Annotated in this window: 17 protein-coding genes; 10 read left to right on the forward strand and 7 right to left on the reverse strand. The window is 64.3% G+C overall.

Features of this window, described 5'->3' with window-relative positions; translation table 11 throughout:
• The first annotated feature begins 379 nt into the window (after window positions 1-379).
• Window positions 380-517 carry a hypothetical protein gene (locus tag U5S82_18370; protein MDZ7753548.1) on the forward strand — a complete coding sequence of 46 codons (138 nt, stop codon included), beginning with the start codon at window positions 380-382 and terminating at the stop codon, window positions 515-517.
• A gap of 141 nt (window positions 518-658) precedes the next feature.
• Here U5S82_18370 and U5S82_18375 read toward each other — a convergent pair whose 3' ends face one another.
• The 4 genes from U5S82_18375 to U5S82_18390 form a co-directional block, all read right to left on the reverse strand.
• On the reverse strand, window positions 659-961 hold the full coding sequence (locus U5S82_18375) for a type II toxin-antitoxin system RelE/ParE family toxin (protein ID MDZ7753549.1): 303 nt from the start codon (window positions 959-961) through the stop codon (window positions 659-661).
• A gap of 78 nt (window positions 962-1,039) precedes the next feature.
• Entirely contained in the window at window positions 1,040-1,951 is a 912-nt protein-coding gene (gene rsgA, locus U5S82_18380) for a ribosome small subunit-dependent GTPase A (GenBank protein ID MDZ7753550.1), read from the reverse strand.
• Between the two features lie 100 nt (window positions 1,952-2,051).
• Window positions 2,052-2,354 carry a cytochrome c gene (locus U5S82_18385; GenBank protein ID MDZ7753551.1) on the reverse strand — a complete coding sequence of 101 codons (303 nt, stop codon included), beginning with the start codon at window positions 2,352-2,354 and terminating at the stop codon, window positions 2,052-2,054.
• A 237-nt stretch (window positions 2,355-2,591) separates the two neighbouring features.
• On the reverse strand, window positions 2,592-3,845 hold the full coding sequence (locus U5S82_18390; protein ID MDZ7753552.1) for a M48 family metallopeptidase: 1,254 nt from the start codon (window positions 3,843-3,845) through the stop codon (window positions 2,592-2,594).
• Window positions 3,846-3,931: 86 nt separating this feature from the next.
• Here U5S82_18390 and orn point away from each other — a divergent pair, with 86 nt between their 5' ends.
• Genes orn through U5S82_18405 form a run of 3 tightly spaced genes read left to right on the forward strand, consistent with a single transcriptional unit; the run spans window position 3,932 to window position 6,938 of the window.
• Entirely contained in the window at window positions 3,932-4,477 is a 546-nt protein-coding gene (gene orn, locus U5S82_18395; GenBank protein MDZ7753553.1) for an oligoribonuclease, read from the forward strand.
• Between the two features lie 6 nt (window positions 4,478-4,483).
• The gene (locus tag U5S82_18400) at window positions 4,484-5,974 is read left to right on the forward strand and encodes an NAD(P)H-hydrate dehydratase (protein ID MDZ7753554.1); all 1,491 of its coding nucleotides are present in this window, start codon (window positions 4,484-4,486) and stop codon (window positions 5,972-5,974) included.
• Window positions 5,964-6,938: a DUF523 and DUF1722 domain-containing protein gene (locus U5S82_18405; GenBank protein ID MDZ7753555.1), complete on the forward strand. Its 975-nt coding sequence runs from the start codon at window positions 5,964-5,966 to the stop codon at window positions 6,936-6,938. The genes U5S82_18400 and U5S82_18405 overlap by 11 nt, the downstream gene beginning before the upstream one ends.
• A 165-nt stretch (window positions 6,939-7,103) precedes the next feature.
• Here U5S82_18405 and U5S82_18410 read toward each other — a convergent pair whose 3' ends face one another.
• Complete coding sequence (locus U5S82_18410) at window positions 7,104-8,558, reverse strand: deoxyribodipyrimidine photo-lyase (protein ID MDZ7753556.1); 1,455 nt, start codon at window positions 8,556-8,558, stop codon at window positions 7,104-7,106.
• An 86-nt stretch (window positions 8,559-8,644) separates the two neighbouring features.
• Between U5S82_18410 and tsaE the strand changes: the two genes are divergently transcribed.
• Both tsaE and U5S82_18420 read left to right on the forward strand, forming a co-directional pair.
• Window positions 8,645-9,118, forward strand: coding sequence for a tRNA (adenosine(37)-N6)-threonylcarbamoyltransferase complex ATPase subunit type 1 TsaE (tsaE, locus tag U5S82_18415; GenBank protein ID MDZ7753557.1), 474 nt, complete (start codon window positions 8,645-8,647; stop codon window positions 9,116-9,118).
• Between the two features lie 170 nt (window positions 9,119-9,288).
• Window positions 9,289-10,581: an N-acetylmuramoyl-L-alanine amidase gene (locus U5S82_18420; protein MDZ7753558.1), complete on the forward strand. Its 1,293-nt coding sequence runs from the start codon at window positions 9,289-9,291 to the stop codon at window positions 10,579-10,581.
• Window positions 10,582-10,639: 58 nt separating this feature from the next.
• Here U5S82_18420 and hflD read toward each other — a convergent pair whose 3' ends face one another.
• A complete protein-coding gene (gene hflD, locus U5S82_18425; protein ID MDZ7753559.1) occupies window positions 10,640-11,302 on the reverse strand; it encodes a high frequency lysogenization protein HflD in 663 nt (220 codons plus the stop codon).
• 138 nt (window positions 11,303-11,440) lie between these two features.
• Window positions 11,441-12,538, reverse strand: coding sequence for a tRNA 2-thiouridine(34) synthase MnmA (gene mnmA, locus U5S82_18430; GenBank protein ID MDZ7753560.1), 1,098 nt, complete (start codon window positions 12,536-12,538; stop codon window positions 11,441-11,443).
• 844 nt (window positions 12,539-13,382) lie between these two features.
• Between mnmA and U5S82_18435 the strand changes: the two genes are divergently transcribed.
• The 4 genes from U5S82_18435 to U5S82_18450 all read left to right on the forward strand — a co-directional run bounded on the left by U5S82_18435 (window position 13,383) and on the right by U5S82_18450 (window position 18,236).
• Window positions 13,383-14,234, forward strand: a complete 852-nt coding sequence (locus tag U5S82_18435) for an ABC transporter permease (GenBank protein ID MDZ7753561.1) — start codon at window positions 13,383-13,385, stop codon at window positions 14,232-14,234.
• Between the two features lie 33 nt (window positions 14,235-14,267).
• Entirely contained in the window at window positions 14,268-15,863 is a 1,596-nt protein-coding gene (locus U5S82_18440) for an ABC transporter ATP-binding protein (GenBank protein MDZ7753562.1), read from the forward strand.
• A 27-nt stretch (window positions 15,864-15,890) separates the two neighbouring features.
• A complete protein-coding gene (locus U5S82_18445) occupies window positions 15,891-16,592 on the forward strand; it encodes a c-type cytochrome (GenBank protein MDZ7753563.1) in 702 nt (233 codons plus the stop codon).
• Between the two features lie 405 nt (window positions 16,593-16,997).
• A complete protein-coding gene (locus tag U5S82_18450; GenBank protein MDZ7753564.1) occupies window positions 16,998-18,236 on the forward strand; it encodes an ABC transporter substrate-binding protein in 1,239 nt (412 codons plus the stop codon).
• Window positions 18,237-18,343 lie beyond the last annotated feature (107 nt).

The following is an 18,343-nucleotide window of genomic DNA, read 5'->3' on the forward strand; positions in this document are numbered from 1 at the left end:
GTCCGCAGAATCTGTGGGTGAATGTTTCGCTCGCGGCGAGCGCCAACCAGTGATGTACATGGATAAATGATGGCGGCGTGGCGCTACTTTGGGTTGGTTTTTCCGCAACGAACAACAGGCTCTCGCCAAGAACGCGAAGGACGCCAAGAAAGCTTCAGCTTATGTTTTTCGTTGTATTCGTGCCCTGTGCAATATCCCGTGGCCCCGGGGGCAATACGAGCGCCATCTATCGTGACCGAGGGGTACCAAGGATGATCCTGACTTGGCGCTCTTGGCGACTTGGCGAGAGGAAATTCTCCTCATCTACACCCACGAATTCTGCTGACGAGCCGACTTTTCTAACGTTGAGCGCGGCAAGTTCTATCGGCCCAACGCCAAAATGAACCTGCCGGTATATCTGGATGAGGACGTGTGCAGCTACCTGGTGGATAAGGCCGATAACAAAGGCGTCGAGGTTACCGAACTCGTCAATGACCTGCTACGCAAGGATATTGAAATGACCGAAGGCGTGAAGTGAGAAACTGGACGCCAGGACACCACATTCTCGGCGGATAGTGCTGAAGCGGAACATGTCGTGAGGAAATGCCGAAAGAGGGCACAGACCACGATGCTGGGAGCGCACGCAACCGGGGGCTATCCCTTATTACCCCTTTATTAGTTATGGCTTATCGGCTTTCTCGCGTGAAAGAGCCAGATCATAAACTTCACTTCGATTTCTTTTGCCGACCGCAAGAACAGTGACCGTGACGGTAGTATCGAAGACCGAATAGACCAACCGATATCCAAGTTGACGCAGTTTGATTTTGTGCAGGTTTGTTCCTCCGCTAACTGCTGCGGAAGGAACATGTGGATTGGAAAGCCGCTCTTTGAGTTTTTTAGCGAAAAGTTCTCGCGCATTGGGACCGAGCTTTTTCCATTCTTTCAGGGCACTTTTCAGCCAACCGGCTCCCCAGCGACCGATTGTCCGCCGTTTCGCTTCATCCGGGCTAGACTCCTGCTATTCACTATTCACTATTCACTATTCACTATTCACTATTCACTATTCACTATTCACTACCCCCGATCTCCTATCCCCAACCACCTCCCCCTGCCTCTCCAGCCCTTCCAGTATCCCCCAATAGCTCTCCAGCCGCCGCCGCGCGATGTGGCCGCGGGCGACGGCTGCGGTCACGGCGCAGCCGGGCTCGTCGCGATGGCGGCAGTCGCGGAAGCGGCACTCGGGTATATGGGGCCTGAACTCGATGAAACCCCAGGCCACATCGCGGGCGGGGATGTGCCAGAGGCCGAAGTCCCGTACCCCGGGGGAATCGATGATGGCGCCGCCGCCGGGCAGGGAGTAGAGGGTGGTGGCGGTGGTGGTGTGGCGGCCCATGGTGTCCACCCCCAGCTCGCCTACGGGGATGTCGAGGTCCGGGATCAGACTTCGGGTGATGGAGGATTTACCCACCCCGGACTGGCCCACGAGGATCCCTGCGGCGCCGGCCATGGCCGCCGTCAGTTCGTCGAGGCCATGGTCCGTGGCGGTGCTGGTGTATACCAAGGGGTAACCCAGCCCCTCATACAGGGATAGTTCCCGGCGCAGGGCGATGAGGGTTTCCGGATCCGGCAGGTCCGCCTTGTTGAGTACCACCGTGCCGGCGAGGCCCAGGTGCTCTATGGCCACCAGATAGCGGTCGAGGAGGGGCAGTTGAAAAGGCGGTGCGGTAGCGATGACCACGTAGACGCGGTCGATGTTGGCTGCCATGGGCCGGGAGTGGCGGTTGAAGTCGGGCCGCGCCAGCAGGCTGGTGCGCGGGGCGATGGCCGTGATGCGGCCTTGGCCGCTGCCGGTGAGGGCCCAGCGTACTCGGTCTCCGCACACCGGGCGCTCATGGCGGTGGACCGTGGTGCAGCGATGCACCCGTCCCGTCGCATCTTCCACGCGGCTGATATGGCCGTGGTTGGAGAGCACCCGGCCTTCCAGCTCGCCGACCTCGCCGGTGGCGGTCGCAGGCCGCCTGCGCCCCGCGCCGCGGGATGGCCGGGTCAGCGTGCCATCCTCGCGCCTCGTGTCACTGTCCGAACTTGTAGAACCGGTCGTTCAGAAAATCCGTGACGGCGGCCACCTCGTCGTCGAACCATTTGAGACCGAGGCTGTGCTCGCAGCGCCGTACCTGGGCCTCCAGGCCGTCGAGGCTGGTGACCCGGCGGTTGTCGCGAGTGTAGATGTCGTTGGGATCGCCACTCATCATGGATTCATGACAGGACATGCAGTTGGCGTCATGGAGCGCCTTGCCGTCGGCGGCCATGGCGACCGGGACGGTAGTGGCGGCGAGCAGGACGGCCAGCAGGGGATGGCGGAGGTACGTGTTCATGGGCAGAGTCTCCAAGAGATTAAATTCGTCGTGTTGGAAATCACAGGGAATCTCGAAACCAATCGAGGGCATGGCCCTGGTACAGGCGCATTTCAGCTCCAGACAGGCGATGAGACCCTAAGGTGCCACCACCGGGTGGACTTAAAGAACGCCTTTTCTCTAAGGTCTTCCAAGAAGATGCTGAATTATTCGGCGCTTCCCCCAATCCTCCGGGGTCAACGGCCGGCCGGCTGCGGTTCATCCGGATGCCTGGCCGATGGCCTTGAGATGGGCCACCCGCAGGGGGGCGGGGGGATGGCTGTCGTGAAACGCCGAGTAGAGGGGATCCGGGGTGAGGGTGGCGGCATTCTCCTGATACAGCTTAACCAGGGCGTTGATCAGGGCACCGCCATCCGCCTGACGGGCGGCGAACTCGTCGGCCTCGAACTCGTGGCGCCGCGACAGCCAGGCGCCGAGGGGCTGTAGGACGAAGGTGAACACCGGCAACACCAGGAAGAACAGGGCCAGGGCGGCATAACCGCTGGGGTTCGAGACCCCGAGGCCATGGTAGAACCAGGGCTGGTTCATGAGCCAGCCCACCAGGGCCAGCCCCGCCAGGCTGGTGACGGTGGACATGGCTATACGCTTGATGACGTGACGGCGCTTGAAGTGGCCCACCTCGTGGGCCAGCACCGCCTCCACCTCGTCGGGGGCCAGGCTTTTCAGCAGGGTGTCGAAGAAGACGATGCGCTTATGCTTGCCGAAGCCGGTGAAGTAGGCATTGCCGTGGCCCGAGCGCCGCGAGCCGTCCATCACGAAGATGCCATCGCTGGACAGGTCGTTGCGCGCCAGCAGGTCCTCCACGCGACTGCGCACCTCACCCTCGTCCAGGGGCTCGAAGCGATTGAACAGAGGAGCGATGAGTACCGGGTAGGCCCACACCAGGGTGAGGCTGAAGCCCAGCCAGATGAGCCACGCGTAGAACCACCACAGGGAGCCGGCGTTGTCGAGTATCCACAGCACGGCGTAGAGCAGGGGCGCCATCAGGGCCACCAGCAACACCAACTGCTTGGCGTGGTCCGCCAGGAAGACCCGCGGCGTGGTGCGATTGAAGCCGAATTGCTCCTCGATGACGAAGGTCTGGTAGGCGGCCACCGGCAGGTCGATGAGCATGCTGATGAGGGCTATGCTGAGAAGCACGGCCACCCCGGTGTGGAGGGGGCCGAGCTCCAGGGCACGCCAGGCACCGTCCAGCAGGTCCAGGCCGCCGCCGAGGGTCCAGGTGAGCAGGATGAGGGCCTCCACCACCAGGTCCCAGCGGTTGAAGCGGAGCTTGGTGGCGGTGTAGTCGGCGGCCTTCTGATGCTCCACCAGGGTAATGCGGTCGCGGAAGTCCGCAGGCACCGCGCCACGGTGGCCGAGGATATGGCCGAGATGGCGGTGGAGCAGCCACTGGCGCACGGCCAGGGAGGCCACCAGGAAAACAAGGAATATGACGGTCAGGGTATTCATGGATCCGGTCTGGGTGGCGCGACCGCATTGGGGCCGCCGTTTGTTAGAATGCCAAGATTACTACGAGTTCAAGGAAATCATGCGCCATGGCAGCGGATCCCAACAACCTGATCTGGATCGACCTGGAGATGACCGGCCTCGATCCGGCCCGGGATTATATCATCGAGGTGGCCACCCTCATCACCGATGCCCATCTCAACATCCTCGCCGAGGGACCGGTGCTGGCCATCCATCAGCCGCCCGCCGTCATCGCCGCCATGGACGAGTGGAATACCGAGCACCATGGTGCATCGGGCCTCATCCGGCGAGTGCAGGAGACCGACATCCGCGACCGCGATGCCGAGGGCATGACCCTGGATTTCCTGCGCGACTACGTGCCGCCGGGCGAATCCCCCATGTGTGGCAACAGCATCTGCCAGGATCGCCGTTTCATGGCCCGCCTCATGCCGGAGCTGGAGGGCTATTTCCATTATCGCAACCTGGACGTGAGCACCCTGAAGGAGCTGGCCGCACGCTGGAAGCCCGAGATCATGGACAAGCTCCAGAAGAAATCCGCCCATCGCGCCCTGGATGACATCCGCGAGTCGGTGGATGAACTCAGGTTCTATCGCCAGGAACTGTTCAGTATCTAATCGCCCATGTCCAACGCTACCACACGCCTGCCCCGGGAACTCTATCGCGCCGCCGATGTACGGCGGCTGGATGCCCTGGCCATCGAAGGCCATGGCATCCCGGGGCTGACCCTGATGGGGCGTGCCGGCGGCGCCGTTTTCAACACCCTCATGACTCGCTGGCCCGAGGCCCGGCGGGTACTGGTGTGTTGTGGGTCGGGCAACAACGGCGGCGATGGCTACATCGTGGCGACCCTGGCGCAGCAACGGGGGCTGGCGGTGACCGTGCTGGCCGCCACCGATCCGGCGCGCCTGCAGGGGGACGCGGCCAGCGTCTGGGAAGACGCCCGGGCCGCCGGTGTACCCGTCGTCCCCTGGGAGGGACGGTTGATGGACAGGCCCGACGTCATCGTCGATGCCCTTCTGGGCACCGGTCTGGACCGTGCCGTGGAGGGGACCTACGCCGAGGTCATCGACGCCATCAACGACGCCGGTGCGCCGCGGCTGGCGGTGGATATCCCCTCCGGGCTTCATGCCGACAGCGGCCGCGTTCTGGGGCGGGCGGTGAAGGCCGATGTCACGGTCAGTTTCATCGGCCTCAAACAGGGTCTGTTCACCGGTGACGGCCCCGATCACGCCGGTACCGTCGCCTATCATGACTTGGAGGTGCCCGAAGACGTGCGGGCCGCCGTGGCGCCGGCGGCGCTGCGCCTCGGCCCCGGGCCCGGGCAGCCCCTCATGACGTCGCGCCCGCGCAACGCTCACAAGGGCCTGTTCGGCCACGTGCTGGTGGTGGGGGGCAACACGGGCATGGCGGGTGCCTCCCGCATGGCCGGCGTGGCCGCCCTGCGTGCCGGGGCCGGGCTGGTGTCTGTGGCCACGGTGCCGCAGGCCCCGGCACCCCCCGAGCCCGAATTGATGGCTCGCGGCGTGGCCGGCGCGCGGGACCTGGAGCCGCTGCTCGAACGCGCCACGGTGGTGGCCGTGGGGCCGGGGCTGGGCACCGATGATTGGGGGCGGGAGATGTTCGAGGCCTGCCTGGGAGCGGAACGGCCCCTGGTGGTGGACGCCGATGCCTTGAATCTGCTGGCCTTCGAGGGTGGCAGCCGGGACGACTGGGTGCTCACCCCCCACCCCGGTGAGGCAGGGCGCTTGCTGGGCACATCGGCGGCGGCCGTGCAGGCGGACCGTTTCGCGGCGGTGGCGGAGCTGCGCCGGCGCTACGGTGGCACGGTGGTGCTCAAGGGTTGCGGCACCCTGGTGGCCGGCCCCGGTCTGCCGGTGGGGGTGTGCACCGCCGGCAATCCCGGCATGGCCAGCGGCGGCATGGGAGACCTGCTCACCGGTGTCATCGCCGGGCTCATGGCCCAGAGGCTGGGAGCGCCGGAGGCGGCCCGTGCCGGGGTGTGGATCCATGGCGCCGCCGGCGATCGCGCGGCCCGTCGCGGCGAGCGGGGCCTGGTGGCCACCGATCTGCTGGAGGGGATACGGGAGGGGGTCAACGGTCATGGCGGGTGACGCCGCAGTCGGGGTCGGAGAGGGCGCCATCCGGGTGGGCATCAGCGCCTGCCTGCTGGGTGAGGAGGTGCGATTCGATGGCGGACACAAACATGACGCCTACGTCACGGGTACCCTCGGTCGCTATTTCGAGTTCGTGCCCTTCTGCCCGGAGGTGGCGGTGGGGCTGGGGACCCCGCGTCAACCCATCCGCCTGGTGCACCATGAGGGCGGGGTGCGGGCGCGGGGCGTCAAGGATCCCACCATCGACCCCACCGAGGGCCTCATCGCTTACGGTAGCGCCGTGGCCGATCAGGCCGCCGGATTCAGCGGCTTCATCCTCAAGCGGGCGTCACCGAGCTGCGGCATGGAGCGGGTCAAGGTCTATCGCGACAACGGCCATCCCACTCACGATGGCAGCGGCCTGTTCGCCGCCGCCCTCATGGCCGCGCGACCCCTGCTGCCGGTGGAAGAGGAAGGGCGCCTCGGCGACCCGGTGCTGCGGGAGAACTTCATCGAGCGGGTATTCCTGTTCAACCGCTGGCAGCGGCTGGTGGCCGATGGGCTGACGCCCAAGGCCCTGGTGCGCTTCCACACCGCCCACAAGCTCATGCTCATGGCCCACTGCCAGCAGACTTACCGGGACCTCGGCCGGCTGGTGGCCGAGGCCGGCCGCCGCCCCATGGCGGAGCTGGCCCAGGAGTACATCACCCGCCTCATGGCGGCCTTCAAGAAGAAGGTGACCCGCGGCCGGCACGTCAACGTACTGCTGCATCTCATGGGCTATCTGAAGGACCATCTGGACAGTGGCGACAAGGCCGAGCTGGTGGACGCCTTCGAGACCTACCGCGCCGGTCGCCTGCCCCTCATCGTGCCCATCACCCTCCTCAGGCACCACTTCCGCCGCCATCCCGACCCCTACATCGACGCCCAGTTCTATCTGACGCCGCATCCGGATGAGTTGATGTTGAGGAATACGATTTAGGGGAAAAGTGAATGGTGAATGGTGAATGGTGAATGGTGAATGGTGTGTGGGTGAATAGTGAATGGTATGAGCTACGGTGGTGCCGGTGGCAAGGGCGGTTACCGGTTTCAGCACGGCGCCGTGCCCATGCTTTTCCCTCGGCCCAGCGCGACTATTCACTATTCACTATTCCCTATTCACTTTCTTCTCCATTCCCCCCTTCACCTCCCCATAGGCCTCCAACGCCCGCTCCCGGGACGCCTTGAGGTCGACCATGGGCGCCGGGTATTCGCGGTCCAGGGTCACGCCGGCGACCTGTAGCGCGGTGGCCGGGGCCTCCCAGGGGCAGTGGAGGTAACGGTCGGGCAGGCCCGCCAGTTCCGGCACCCAGCGGCGCACGTAGAGTCCCTTGGGGTCGAAGCGCTGGCCCTGGCGCACCGGGTTGAATATCCGGAAGTAGGGGGCGGCGTCGGCGCCGGAACCGGCGGTCCACTGCCAGCCCATGACGTTGTTGGCCACGTCGGCGTCCACCAGGGTATCGCGAAACCAGGCCTCGCCCTGCCGCCAGTGGATAAGCAGGTTCTTGGTGAGCAGGGAGGCGACGGCCATGCGCACGCGGTTGTGCATCCAGCCCGTGTGCCACAGCTCGCGCATGCCGGCGTCCACGAGGGGGATGCCGGTGCGGCCGCGCTGCCAGCGTTCCAGATCTTCGGCGGCATCCTGGCGCCACGGAAAGGCGGCGAAGCGGGGGTTGAAGGGCTCCGTCACGGTATGGGGGAAATGGTGCAGCAGGTGATGGGCGAAGTCCCGCCACACCAGTTGGCGCAGGAAGGGCTCGGCGGCGGCGTCGCTGGCGGCATTCTGTATCGCCAGGGCCACCTGGCCGGGGGTGATCTCGCCGAAGTGCAGATGGGGTGACAGGCGGGAGGTGCCGGCATGGTCCGGGCGGTCCCGGTCCTCGCCGTAGCGACCGATGGCCCGGCAGTCGAAGGCGGCGAGGGCGTCAAAGGCCCCCCGTTCGCCGGCGCACCAGTGATCCGCGAGGCCCGCGTACCAGGGTATGGCGGGCAGCAGGTCCAGGTGGTCCACCGAGATGGCACCCGGCAGGTCCGGCGGCGCCGGCAGTGCCGCGGGGGCCTCCAGGGGTAGTGGTCGGGTCACGTCACGACGGTGGGCCTTCCAGTACGGTGTGTAGACCCGGTAAGGGGTGCCGGTGGCGGTGTGGAGTTCCGTGGGTTCCGCCAACAGCGCCCCGGGATGGTGGCTGACGGCGACGCCCTGGCGCGTCAGGGCCGCCTCCACCGTGGCGTCCCGCGCCACCGAGGCAGGTTCGTAGAGGCGATTCCACGTCACCGTGTGCGCCTGGACGTGGCGGGCGAGGGCCGGGAGTCGTTCCACGGCCGGGCCGTCGATGATCTGGAGGCGGGAACCGAGGCGCCGGAGTTCCTGATCCAGGGCGAGGAGACTGCGGTGCAGCCACCACCGGGAGGCCGCCCCCGGAACGCCGTGATGGTCCACGTCGGGGTCGTGGATATAGACGGGGATCACCGTCTGGTGTTGTGCCAGGGCCAGGCTCAGGGCGGGGTTGTCGGCGAGGCGCAGGTCCCGCCTGAACCACACCAAGGCAGTGGATCCCCTCATGGCAGACGGTCGCGGTCCTCCCGGATGCCGCCATTGGTCATGGAGAGGGCGTACCCGTCGCCGCGATTCCGTGATGAAATGGCGTCATGGTAGAGCAACAGCAGTTGGAGTTGGGGGACGCCGAGGCTATGGAGGCGCTGGGCGCCCGCATCGTGGACGCCCTCGGTGGCCGCGGGCTGGTGTTCCTGGCGGGTGAGCTGGGGACGGGCAAAACTACGTTGGTCAGGGGCGCGCTGAGGCATATGGGGCACCAGGGTTCCGTGAAGAGTCCTACATTTACGCTGGTGGAGCCCTACGAGATCAACTCCCAAATGGTGTTCCATTTCGACCTCTATCGCCTCGGCGACGCGGGCGAACTGGAGTTCATGGGCTTCCGTGATTACATCGCCGGCGACACCCTGTGTTTCGTGGAATGGCCCGAGCGTGGCGCGGGTGGCCTGCCGCCGCCTGACATCGAGGTGAGGCTGGAGTATCGGGGCAGCGGCCGCGGCGCCGTCGTCGGTGCGGCGACGGCGCGGGGGGCCGAAGTGCTCGCCGGCATCGCCGGCGGAGAGCATTAAGCCTATGATGGATAAGGGATATTTGCTGGCCAGAGGGGCTGGCGGACGCGCAGCTGGTGTTAATTAAAAATATTAGATAAAACATCTATCTGCATAAAAATTATAGAAAAACTTGAATTATCTCGTGGTTGGGTCAAGAATGGTTTCAGGACCATACCCGTCGAAGCGCCATGCGAGTTCTGTGCATTCTGCTGTTGCTGACCGCCACCGCCGCCCACGCGGCGACCCGGGTGGACGGCCTGCGTATGTGGCCCTCACCGGAGCGGGCACGGCTGGTATTCGATATCAGCGCACCCCTGGAGCATCGTGTGTTCACCCTGGCCGACCCCCACCGCGTGGTGGTCGACCTCTCGGGGGCCTCCCTGGCCAGGCCCCTGGAGCAGCCCGCCGCCGATGATCGTTCCCTGAAGCGCATCCGCAGTGCCGTGCGTAAGAAGGGGGACCTGCGCATCGTACTGGACCTCAAGCACAAGATGCGGCCCAAGACCTTTATGCTCCAACCCAGCGACAACTACGGACACCGGCTGGTGCTGGACCTTTACCCCAGTGACGGCGCCACTGCCCCTGCGCCCACGGTGAAACGGGTACAGCAGGGCAGGGCCCTGCGGGACGTGGTCATCGCCATCGATGCGGGCCACGGTGGCGAGGATCCCGGGGCCATCGGCCCCCGGGGGACGCGGGAGAAGGACGTGGTGTTCGAAATCGCCAGGGAACTGGAACGGGCCATCGCGGCCGAACGGGGCATGAGGCCCGTACTGACGCGTACAGGCGATTATTTCCTCTCCCTGCGCAAGCGTATCGAGCGCGCCCGCCAGCACCAGGCGGACTTCTTCATCTCCATCCACGCCGATGCCTTCCGCGATCGTCGCGTGCGGGGGGCGTCGGTCTACGCCTTGTCCCAGCGGGGGGCTACCAGCGAGGCGGCGCGCTGGCTGGCGAAGCGGGAGAACGCCTCGGACCTCATCGGCGGCGTATCCCTGGAGGACAAGGACAACCTGCTGGCCTCGGTACTGCTGGACCTGTCCCAGACCGCCACCATCGAGGCGAGCCTGGGGGCGGGCAACTACATGCTCAAGGGCCTCGGGCGCCTCGGCAAGTTGCACAAGACGTCTGTCCAGCAGGCGGGCTTCGTGGTGCTCAAGTCACCGGACATTCCCTCCCTGCTGGTGGAGACGGGCTTCATCTCCAATCCCACCGAAGAGGAGCGCCTGATGCAGCACCGCCACCGCTCCGCCATCGCTCGCGCCCTGGTGGACGGCCTGCGGCGGTATTTCAGCGAGCACCCGCCCCCCGGGACCATACTGGCGGCCCGCCGGCACATCATCACCCGCGGCGAGACCCTGTCGGAGGTGGCCCAACACTACAAGGTCAGCGTGGACCTGTTGCGGGCCACCAATGAACTCAAGAGTGACCGCATCCAGGTGGGACAGGAACTGCGCATCCCGGCGTCTAACGAAGGTTAGGCACCGTACGTCACTAACATCGGACCACCCTGGTCCCTCCGGGCATCGCCGGCCGGCCTCAGGGCAGGTGCCGCCGGCCTTCATCGCTGACATTGACCACCACGGCCTCGCGTAACAGCTGCTCGCTGGTCTCGTGGAGGGTGCGGCGGCTGAAGATGAGCTTGTAGGGCTTGCCGCCTTTCTGGCGCCACAACACGGCCGAGCGCACGGCGGCCAGCAACAGGGCGCGTATGCGCTCCGCGATATCCCGGCGTTGCAGCAGTTGCGGTTCGCCGTTGACGATGACCCGTGGCGGCAGGCCGCTGAGGTTGTCGCTGTAGATGCGCGCCAGTTCTGCCACGTTGCCCTCGTCGGTGATGGGTTCCTCCATGCCCGTGGCGAAGGCCCGCAGTTGATTCCCGAGGGACTCCAGGGTGGCGGGGCTGCGGGACAGGCGCCGCTCGAGCTTGAGGACCGCCATCCCGTAGACGCCTGCCGGTTGGGCGGCGAGGGCGGTGGGGGTCTCCAGCAGTTTGCGCAACAGACGCAGGCCATTCTCGAGGCCCGGCAGCCCCCCGTAGACGGATTCCGTGGCGGGGGCGTCGAAGATCACCAGGCTCCTCAGGCTCACCGCCATGGGCTCCACATCGCTCAGGCCCGTGCGGGCCACCTGGTCCACCAGGGAGGTGGCCTGCAGCACGCCCGCGAGGGCCATGACCTGATCGGCGGAGTGGGTCTTCAAGGCGTCAGTGGTCGTCTTTCATGGAGCGGTTGAACCTCGTCGTCGTCGGGCTGCGCCGGCGGCATCGGGCGCCGCCGTCCATGGGCAACAATAACCAACCCGGCGCCGGATGAATATACCCGAGGGCCGCCGGTGCCCTCAGCCCGAATGCACCAGGCCGGCGATGACGCCGCCGCCCAGGCACACCTCACCCTGATAGAACACCGCATACTGGCCGGGGGTGGCCGCTCGCTGGGGTTCATCGAAGTCCACCCGGAGGCGTCCCTCCGGCGCCGGCATCAGCCGCGCCGCCTGGTCCCGCTGGCGATAGCGAATCTTGCATGCGCAGCGCAGGGGCAGGGTCGGCCGCGGGCCTATCCAGTGGGGATCCGTCACTTCCACCGCCACGCTCATGAGTAGGGGATGACGGGGATCCTGGGCCACCACGAGCACATTGTCCGCGGCGCGCTTGTCCACCACATACCACGGTGCCTCACCGGCATCGGAGCGGCCGCCGATGCCGAGCCCCCTGCGCTGGCCCAGGGTATGGAACATCAGTCCGCGATGCCGGCCGATGACCGTGCCCGCAGTGTCGCGTATGTCTCCCGGGCTGGCGGGCAGGAAGCGGGCCAGGAATTCTCCGAAGGGCCGTTCGCCGATGAAGCAGATGCCGGTGCTGTCCTTTTTGTCGCCGGTAACGAGCCCCGCCTCGCGGGCCAGGGCGCGCACCTGGGTCTTGGTCAGCTCACCCAGGGGAAAGTCGGCGGGCGCGAGTTGCTCCTGGCCGAGGCGATGGAGGAAATAGGACTGGTCCTTCTCCGGGTCCCGGCCCTTGAGCAACGCGATACCGGCGGCGGTGGTGCGGGTGCGGGCGTAGTGTCCCGTGGCGATACGCTGGGCACCGAGGCCCCGGGCGTGTTCCAGGAAGGCGCGGAACTTGATCTCGCTGTTGCACAGCACATCGGGGTTGGGGGTCCTGCCGGCGGCGTGTTCCGCGAGGAAGTGTTCGAATACCCGCTCCCAGTATTCGGCCGCGAAGTTCACGGTATGGAGCGGAATATCGAGTTGCCGGGCGACGGCCGCGGCGTCGGCCAGGTCCTCGGCGGCGGCGCACTGGCCGTCCGCGTCGTCCTCTTCCCAGTTCTTCATGAACAGGCCCGCGACCGTCTGCCCGGCGCGTGCGAGCAGGAGCGCGGCAACACTGGAATCGACGCCGCCTGAGAGCCCCACCACCACCTGGCTGGAGGCACCGCTCATGGGCTGTGGTGGAGGATGGCGAGGAGGAAGCGGCCATCCCTTCCGATTATGGATACCCGTGCCCCGGGGATGCAACCCATGGTGAACCCTGCCGGCGTTCCCGGGTGGCGGGGGCAAGGGCCAATCATGCGTTTTCGTTTGTCACCTGCCGTGGGCATGGATATACTCCTGTTAAGTTTCGATAGAAACAGAACCGTTTGAGTTGAGTCCCTGGTTAGAAAGGGACCACGGGTTTGGAGAGTAGTGTAGCCGTCGATGGCTCGTTACCCTTGTCACGGGTGGCAAAGAGGGTCCTCGCGACGGTCATGGTCGACATCGCCGCTCATCTCCCGACCCTCTCATGGTTGTTCCATGTCGCTCGCGGCATGGGATGTTTGTCCAGATTCTAGAGTATGCAGGACGTGAGGTGGCCGGGACCGGAGTGGTGCCAGGCGTACCTTGAGAAACCATCAAGCTTTTCTGGTACGGACCAAGCGTCCGTTCTCGAGTGGATAGCAGGGAAGCGGCAGGAATGGGCTGACCGTCCGGTTTCACCGGGTTGAGCCGCCTTTCAGGCCATTCTTCATAGTTCAAAGTGGCTGGACGGCGCGCCTGACGCAGAAGCAGGCAACGAAGCCCGCCACCCCATTTCATGCAATCTTTTGCATTATTTATATAAAAAAACTGACTGGGTCGCCTTACAGGGCATGACGTAGGCCATAGGCCCCTTGGCTCGAACCGAAGCGGGAAGGTATTCCACGCGCCGGGACACCAGTCGTCCAGTAACGGGCATGCCACGCGAGTCGTGTTGGCGGGCCCGACAGAGAGGTATGTGTGCAATACAACTTTCCGTGAGGGGTTATCTATGAGTGCAAACCAGAATTCGTCCGCGCCGACGGCCGAGGAGGTCCTGGCCCAGCATCGCAGAGACAGAGAGATAAAGGGCTTCGGCGGCCAGATGGTCAAGTGGTTCCACGATTCCAAGTACTACTTCCTCGGTCTGTTCATCATCCTGTTGATATGGCAGCTGGTGATGGGGCTGGGGGCCCTGGGCGAGGATTTCAGCGCGTCCTTCACGCCGGTCGCCACCTTCAAGGCCTTCGTAGAAATGGTGGAGACCGGCGACCTCATGCACCATACGATCCCCAGCCTGAGACGTGTCGCGGTGGGCCTCGGCACCGCCGTCATCGTGGCCATCCCCATCGGCATCCTCATCGGCTATTTCAAGGTTCTGGAGCAGATGACCTACATCGCCTTCCAGTTCCTGCGCATGGTCTCTCCTCTGGCATGGATGCCTATCGCCATCATCATCTTCGGCGTGGGCGACAAGGCCGTCTATTTCCTCCTGTGGCTGGTGGCCATCTGGCCCCTGATCCTCAACACCGCGGCGGGTGCGGGGCGGGTCAGCCAGTTGTGGATCAACATGGCCAAGACCATGGGCGCCACGGACCGGGGCATCATGTGGAAGATCATCATCCCGGCGGCCATTCCCGACATGCTCACGGGCCTGCGCCTCGCCGTGGGCATCAGCTGGATCATCCTGGTGCCGGCGGAGATGCTGGGGGTACCCGACGGCCTTGGCTACTACATCCTGGATACCCGGGACCGTTTCCGCTACGACCAGTTGATGGCCACCATCGTGACCATCGGTGCCATCGGTTATGTGCTGGACACCATCATGCGCATGCTGATCCGTCGCTTTGCGTGGAAGATCTGATCGATGGACGGGCGAACGACGGAGGCAAAAGCAATGAGTTCAAACGAAAATCGAGAGGTCCTGGCGAGCTTCAGGGACGTCTACAAGTTCTACGAGAAGGATGGCGAGTACGTCACCGCCCTCAAGGGTCTCAATCTCGACATCTACAAGCACGAGTTCCTGTGCATCGTGGGTCCTACCGGCAGTGGCAAGTCCACCATGCTGCGCATGCTGGCAGGGTTGGACCAGCCCTCCATGGGCGAGTTGACGCTCCACGGACAGCCCATCGAGCGGCCGGGCCGCGACCGCGGCATGATCTTTCAGGAGTACTCCCTGCTGCCGTGGCGCAACCTGGAACAGAACATCGAACTGGGGATGGAGTTCGACGGCACGGCCAGCGAGCAACGGGCCGAGACCGCCAAGAAGTTCGTGGATCTGGTAGGCCTCGGCTATGCCAAGCACAAGAACCCGTGGGAGTGCTCGGGCGGCATGAAGCGCCGCGCCTCCCTGGCCATGATCCTGGCCATGACGCCGGAGATCCTGCTTATGGACGGGGCCTTCAACGCCCTGGACGCCAAGACCAAGATGACCCTCCAGACCGAGATCCTGGACATCTGGGAGCGCGAGGACACCACCATCCTGTTCGTCACGGCCGAACTCGACGAGGCGGTGAAGCTGGGCCAGCGTATCGTGGTGCTGAACAGCAGCGGCGAGATCGCTGACATCATCGACAATCCGCTGCCCTATCCGCGTCTGGGAAAGGCCTCCACATCGCCCGAGTTCACCCGCCGGGCGGCGGAGGTTCGCGAGCACGTACTGGATGTGATGCTTGCCTCCTCCAGTGAGGATCGCAAGCGCAAGGACCGTCCGCTGCTGGAGCTGCGCAACATCTACAAGGTGTTCACCAAGGAGGGGGAGGATTTTCTGGCCCTGCAGGACGTCAATCTGGCGGTTAAAGACGGCGAGTTCATGTGCATCCTCGGGCCCACGGGCTGCGGTAAATCGGTGACCCTCAACATCGTCGCCGGCCTCTACGAGCAGACGGCGGGCGAGGTGATCCTGGACGGCAAGCCGGAGAAGGGTCCCGGCGCCCACAAGGGCATGATCTTCCAGGAGTACGCCCTGTTGCCCTGGCGCACGGTGGTGCAGAACGTGGAGTTCGGTTTGGAACTCGCCGGCTTCTCCAAGGCGGAGCGCCATGCCATCGCCCTCGAGCAATTGGAGAACGTGGGGCTCCTGGAGGCGGCCAACCTGTCCATTCACGATATCTCCATGGGGGCCCGCCAACGGGTGGCCATCGCCCGGGCCCTGGCCAACAGGCCGAAGATCCTGCTCATGGATGAGCCCTTCGATGCCCTGGATGCCCTCAGCAAGGCGGAGATGCAGGTGGAGATCCTCAAGACCTGGGAAAAGACCAAGAAGACCATCTTCTTCGTCACCCACGACGTGGACGAGGCCATCTTCATCTCCGACCGCATTACTGTGATGGACATCAATCCGGGGCGGGTCAAGGCCATTCTCGACAACAGCCTGCCAAGACCACGGCACGAGAAGGTCAAGCGCACGGACGATGCGTTCGCGGAGATGCGGGACAAGATCATCGGTCTCTACTCCAGCCTCATGGAAGACGAACTGGACCTTATCGTCTGAAACCTGTTTTCAAGTTTGGAGAGCTGCATGAGAAAAGCAATCCATAAAGCGCTCATGGCCTCGGCGCTGGTGGCGATGGGTGTGCCGTCGGTATTCGCCGCCAGCCCGGAGCCGGAGATCATGGGCGATGCGGCCAGTGGCATGCGCCTGTTCCTCGCCAATTGCATGATCTGCCATGGCGCCGGCGGCAAGGGTGACGGCCCCTACGCCTCTAAGCTGCCGGACAAGCCCGCGGTGTTCGCGAGCCCGACCTTCGCGGAGAGCCATACGGACGAGTCCATATACAGCGTCATCAGCAAGGGCGGGGCGGCCCACCGGCTGTCGCCTTATATGCGGGCCTGGGGCTTCCGTCTGGAGCAGCAGCAGATCGCGGACCTGACGGCCTACGTCTCCGCCATTGCCAATGGCACGTCGGTGGATATGGGCATACCCCCAAGCGGCAAGCCGGGGGAGAAGATGTATTTCGACTACTGCAGCGCCTGTCACGGCCCCGGGGGCAAGGGCGATGGAGCGCTGGCCTATACCTTGCGGGGAAGCAAGCCCAAGGATCTCACGAGTCAGGAGGTCAGCCAGCTGCCCACCCAGGTGTTGTTCCGCGCCATCAAGGTCGGCCTGGACAAGAACAACATCCCCCTGGATGCCTCCATGCCGTCTTGGGGGCGGTTCCTCAGTGACGAGCAGATTCTGGCCATTGTGGAATATATCCGCTCACTTTCGGCGCAGAAGTAGGCCATATCGCCTGGTTTTGGTGCAGGATGTCGACCGTTTTGAAAGTGCTCCGGTATTGAAGGGGGGAGGCGTGCTGACTAAGATGATTTTCTGAACCGGGTTTCTTAAACTGGGTCCAAATTCAACACCCCGTTTGCCGGGGTGATGGCCCCAAAAGGACTGAAGGTCAAATTGGAAGTGTTTTTTCTTACGGGGCGTAGGGAGGAAGGATCAAGGGATATGGGCTCGCCCAGAGGGGCGACGGAGTGCCGAAAATCCATGTGTTTGGTTGATGTAAGCGTGATGCCCGGCATCCAGAGAGTAACTGACGCGTGGTAAGACCGGCCTGACTTGGAAACTGTGGAGATTTTGCCGCGGCTTCTTCCTTCAGGCACTAAATGTTCGTTTTGGTGAGGAGGATAACTAATGAGCGATAAGGGCAAGAAAACCACCGAAGGCCAGAAGCCCGAAGCGTCCGGCAGCCGCCGACGTTTCCTGGGGGCTGCTGCGCTGGGCATGGGGGCCGGTGTCACCGGTTTCCCTTACATCAACATCAAATACGCCGGGGCCGCGCAATTCCCCGTCGTCAAATCCTGCTATCTGCCGATCACGGATGCCACACCTATCCTGATCGCGCACGAGCAGGGCTTCTTCGCCGACGAGGGCCTGGAATCGGAGCGTCCGGTATTGATCCGGGGCTGGTCACCCATCGCCGAGGCCTTCATGGCGAAGCGCTTCAACCTGACCCACCTGTTGCTGCCCATACCCATCTACATGCGCTTCGGTCTGGGCTTCCCCGTCAAGGTGGTGGCCTGGGACCACACCAATGGCTCCGCCCTCACAGTGGGTGCCAAGAGTGGCATCAACAGCCAGGCGGACCTCGGTGGCAAGCAGATCGCCGTGCCCTACTGGTATTCCATGCACAACGTCATCCAGCAGATGATCCTGGCGGAATATGGCATCGAGCCGGTGATCCAGAGCCGTACCGCGCCGCTGAGCAAGAAGCAGTGCAACCTGTTCGTCATGCAGCCGCCGGATATGCCCACGGCCCTGGCGAGCGGTGCCATCGACGGCTACATCGTGGCCGAGCCCTTCAACGCGGTGGGCGAAGTTCTCGCCCGGGGCAAGGTCATCCGCTTCACCGGTGACGTGTGGAAGGACCATCCCTGCTGCGTGGCGGTGATGCACGAGGACCAGGTGGATAACAAGGAGTACTCCCACAAGGTCATCAGCGCCATCGTCAAGGCCGAACTGTGGGCCCTGAACAACACCGAGAAGGCGGCCGAGGTGATGTCCAAGGACGGGGCAAAGTATCTGCCGTTCCCGGCCAAGGTCATCAAGCGCGCCATGATGAAGTACGACCTCGATACCTATGGCCCCAACGGCACCGGCGCCATCCAGAACCCCGACTGGAACGGCCGGCGTTGGAGCGTTAACCCCTTCCAGTATCGGGACAACACCATACAGGTGGTGGAGCAGCTCAAGAAGACTGTGCTGCAGGGTAAGACGGACTTCATCAACAGCCTCAACGGCGACAAGGTGCAGAAGGAATTGATGTACACCGATGGCGTCAGGGAGGCGGCCGAAGCCATCGGTGGCCTGCAGGTGTTCCCCAACGTCAATCCGGAAGACCCCTACCGTCGCCAGGAGATCATCAAGGTCTGATTGGTCTTGGGATGGCCAGAGAGCCCGCCGTGGGGTAACCCACGGCGGGTTTTGTATATCCGGATGAATTCCGTCCACATCCATGCCGCCGGAACAGGCGGTGGCGG

It is taken from the genome of Gammaproteobacteria bacterium (assembly GCA_034522055.1).
Classification (GTDB): Bacteria; Pseudomonadota; Gammaproteobacteria; order JAABTG01; family JAABTG01; genus JAABTG01.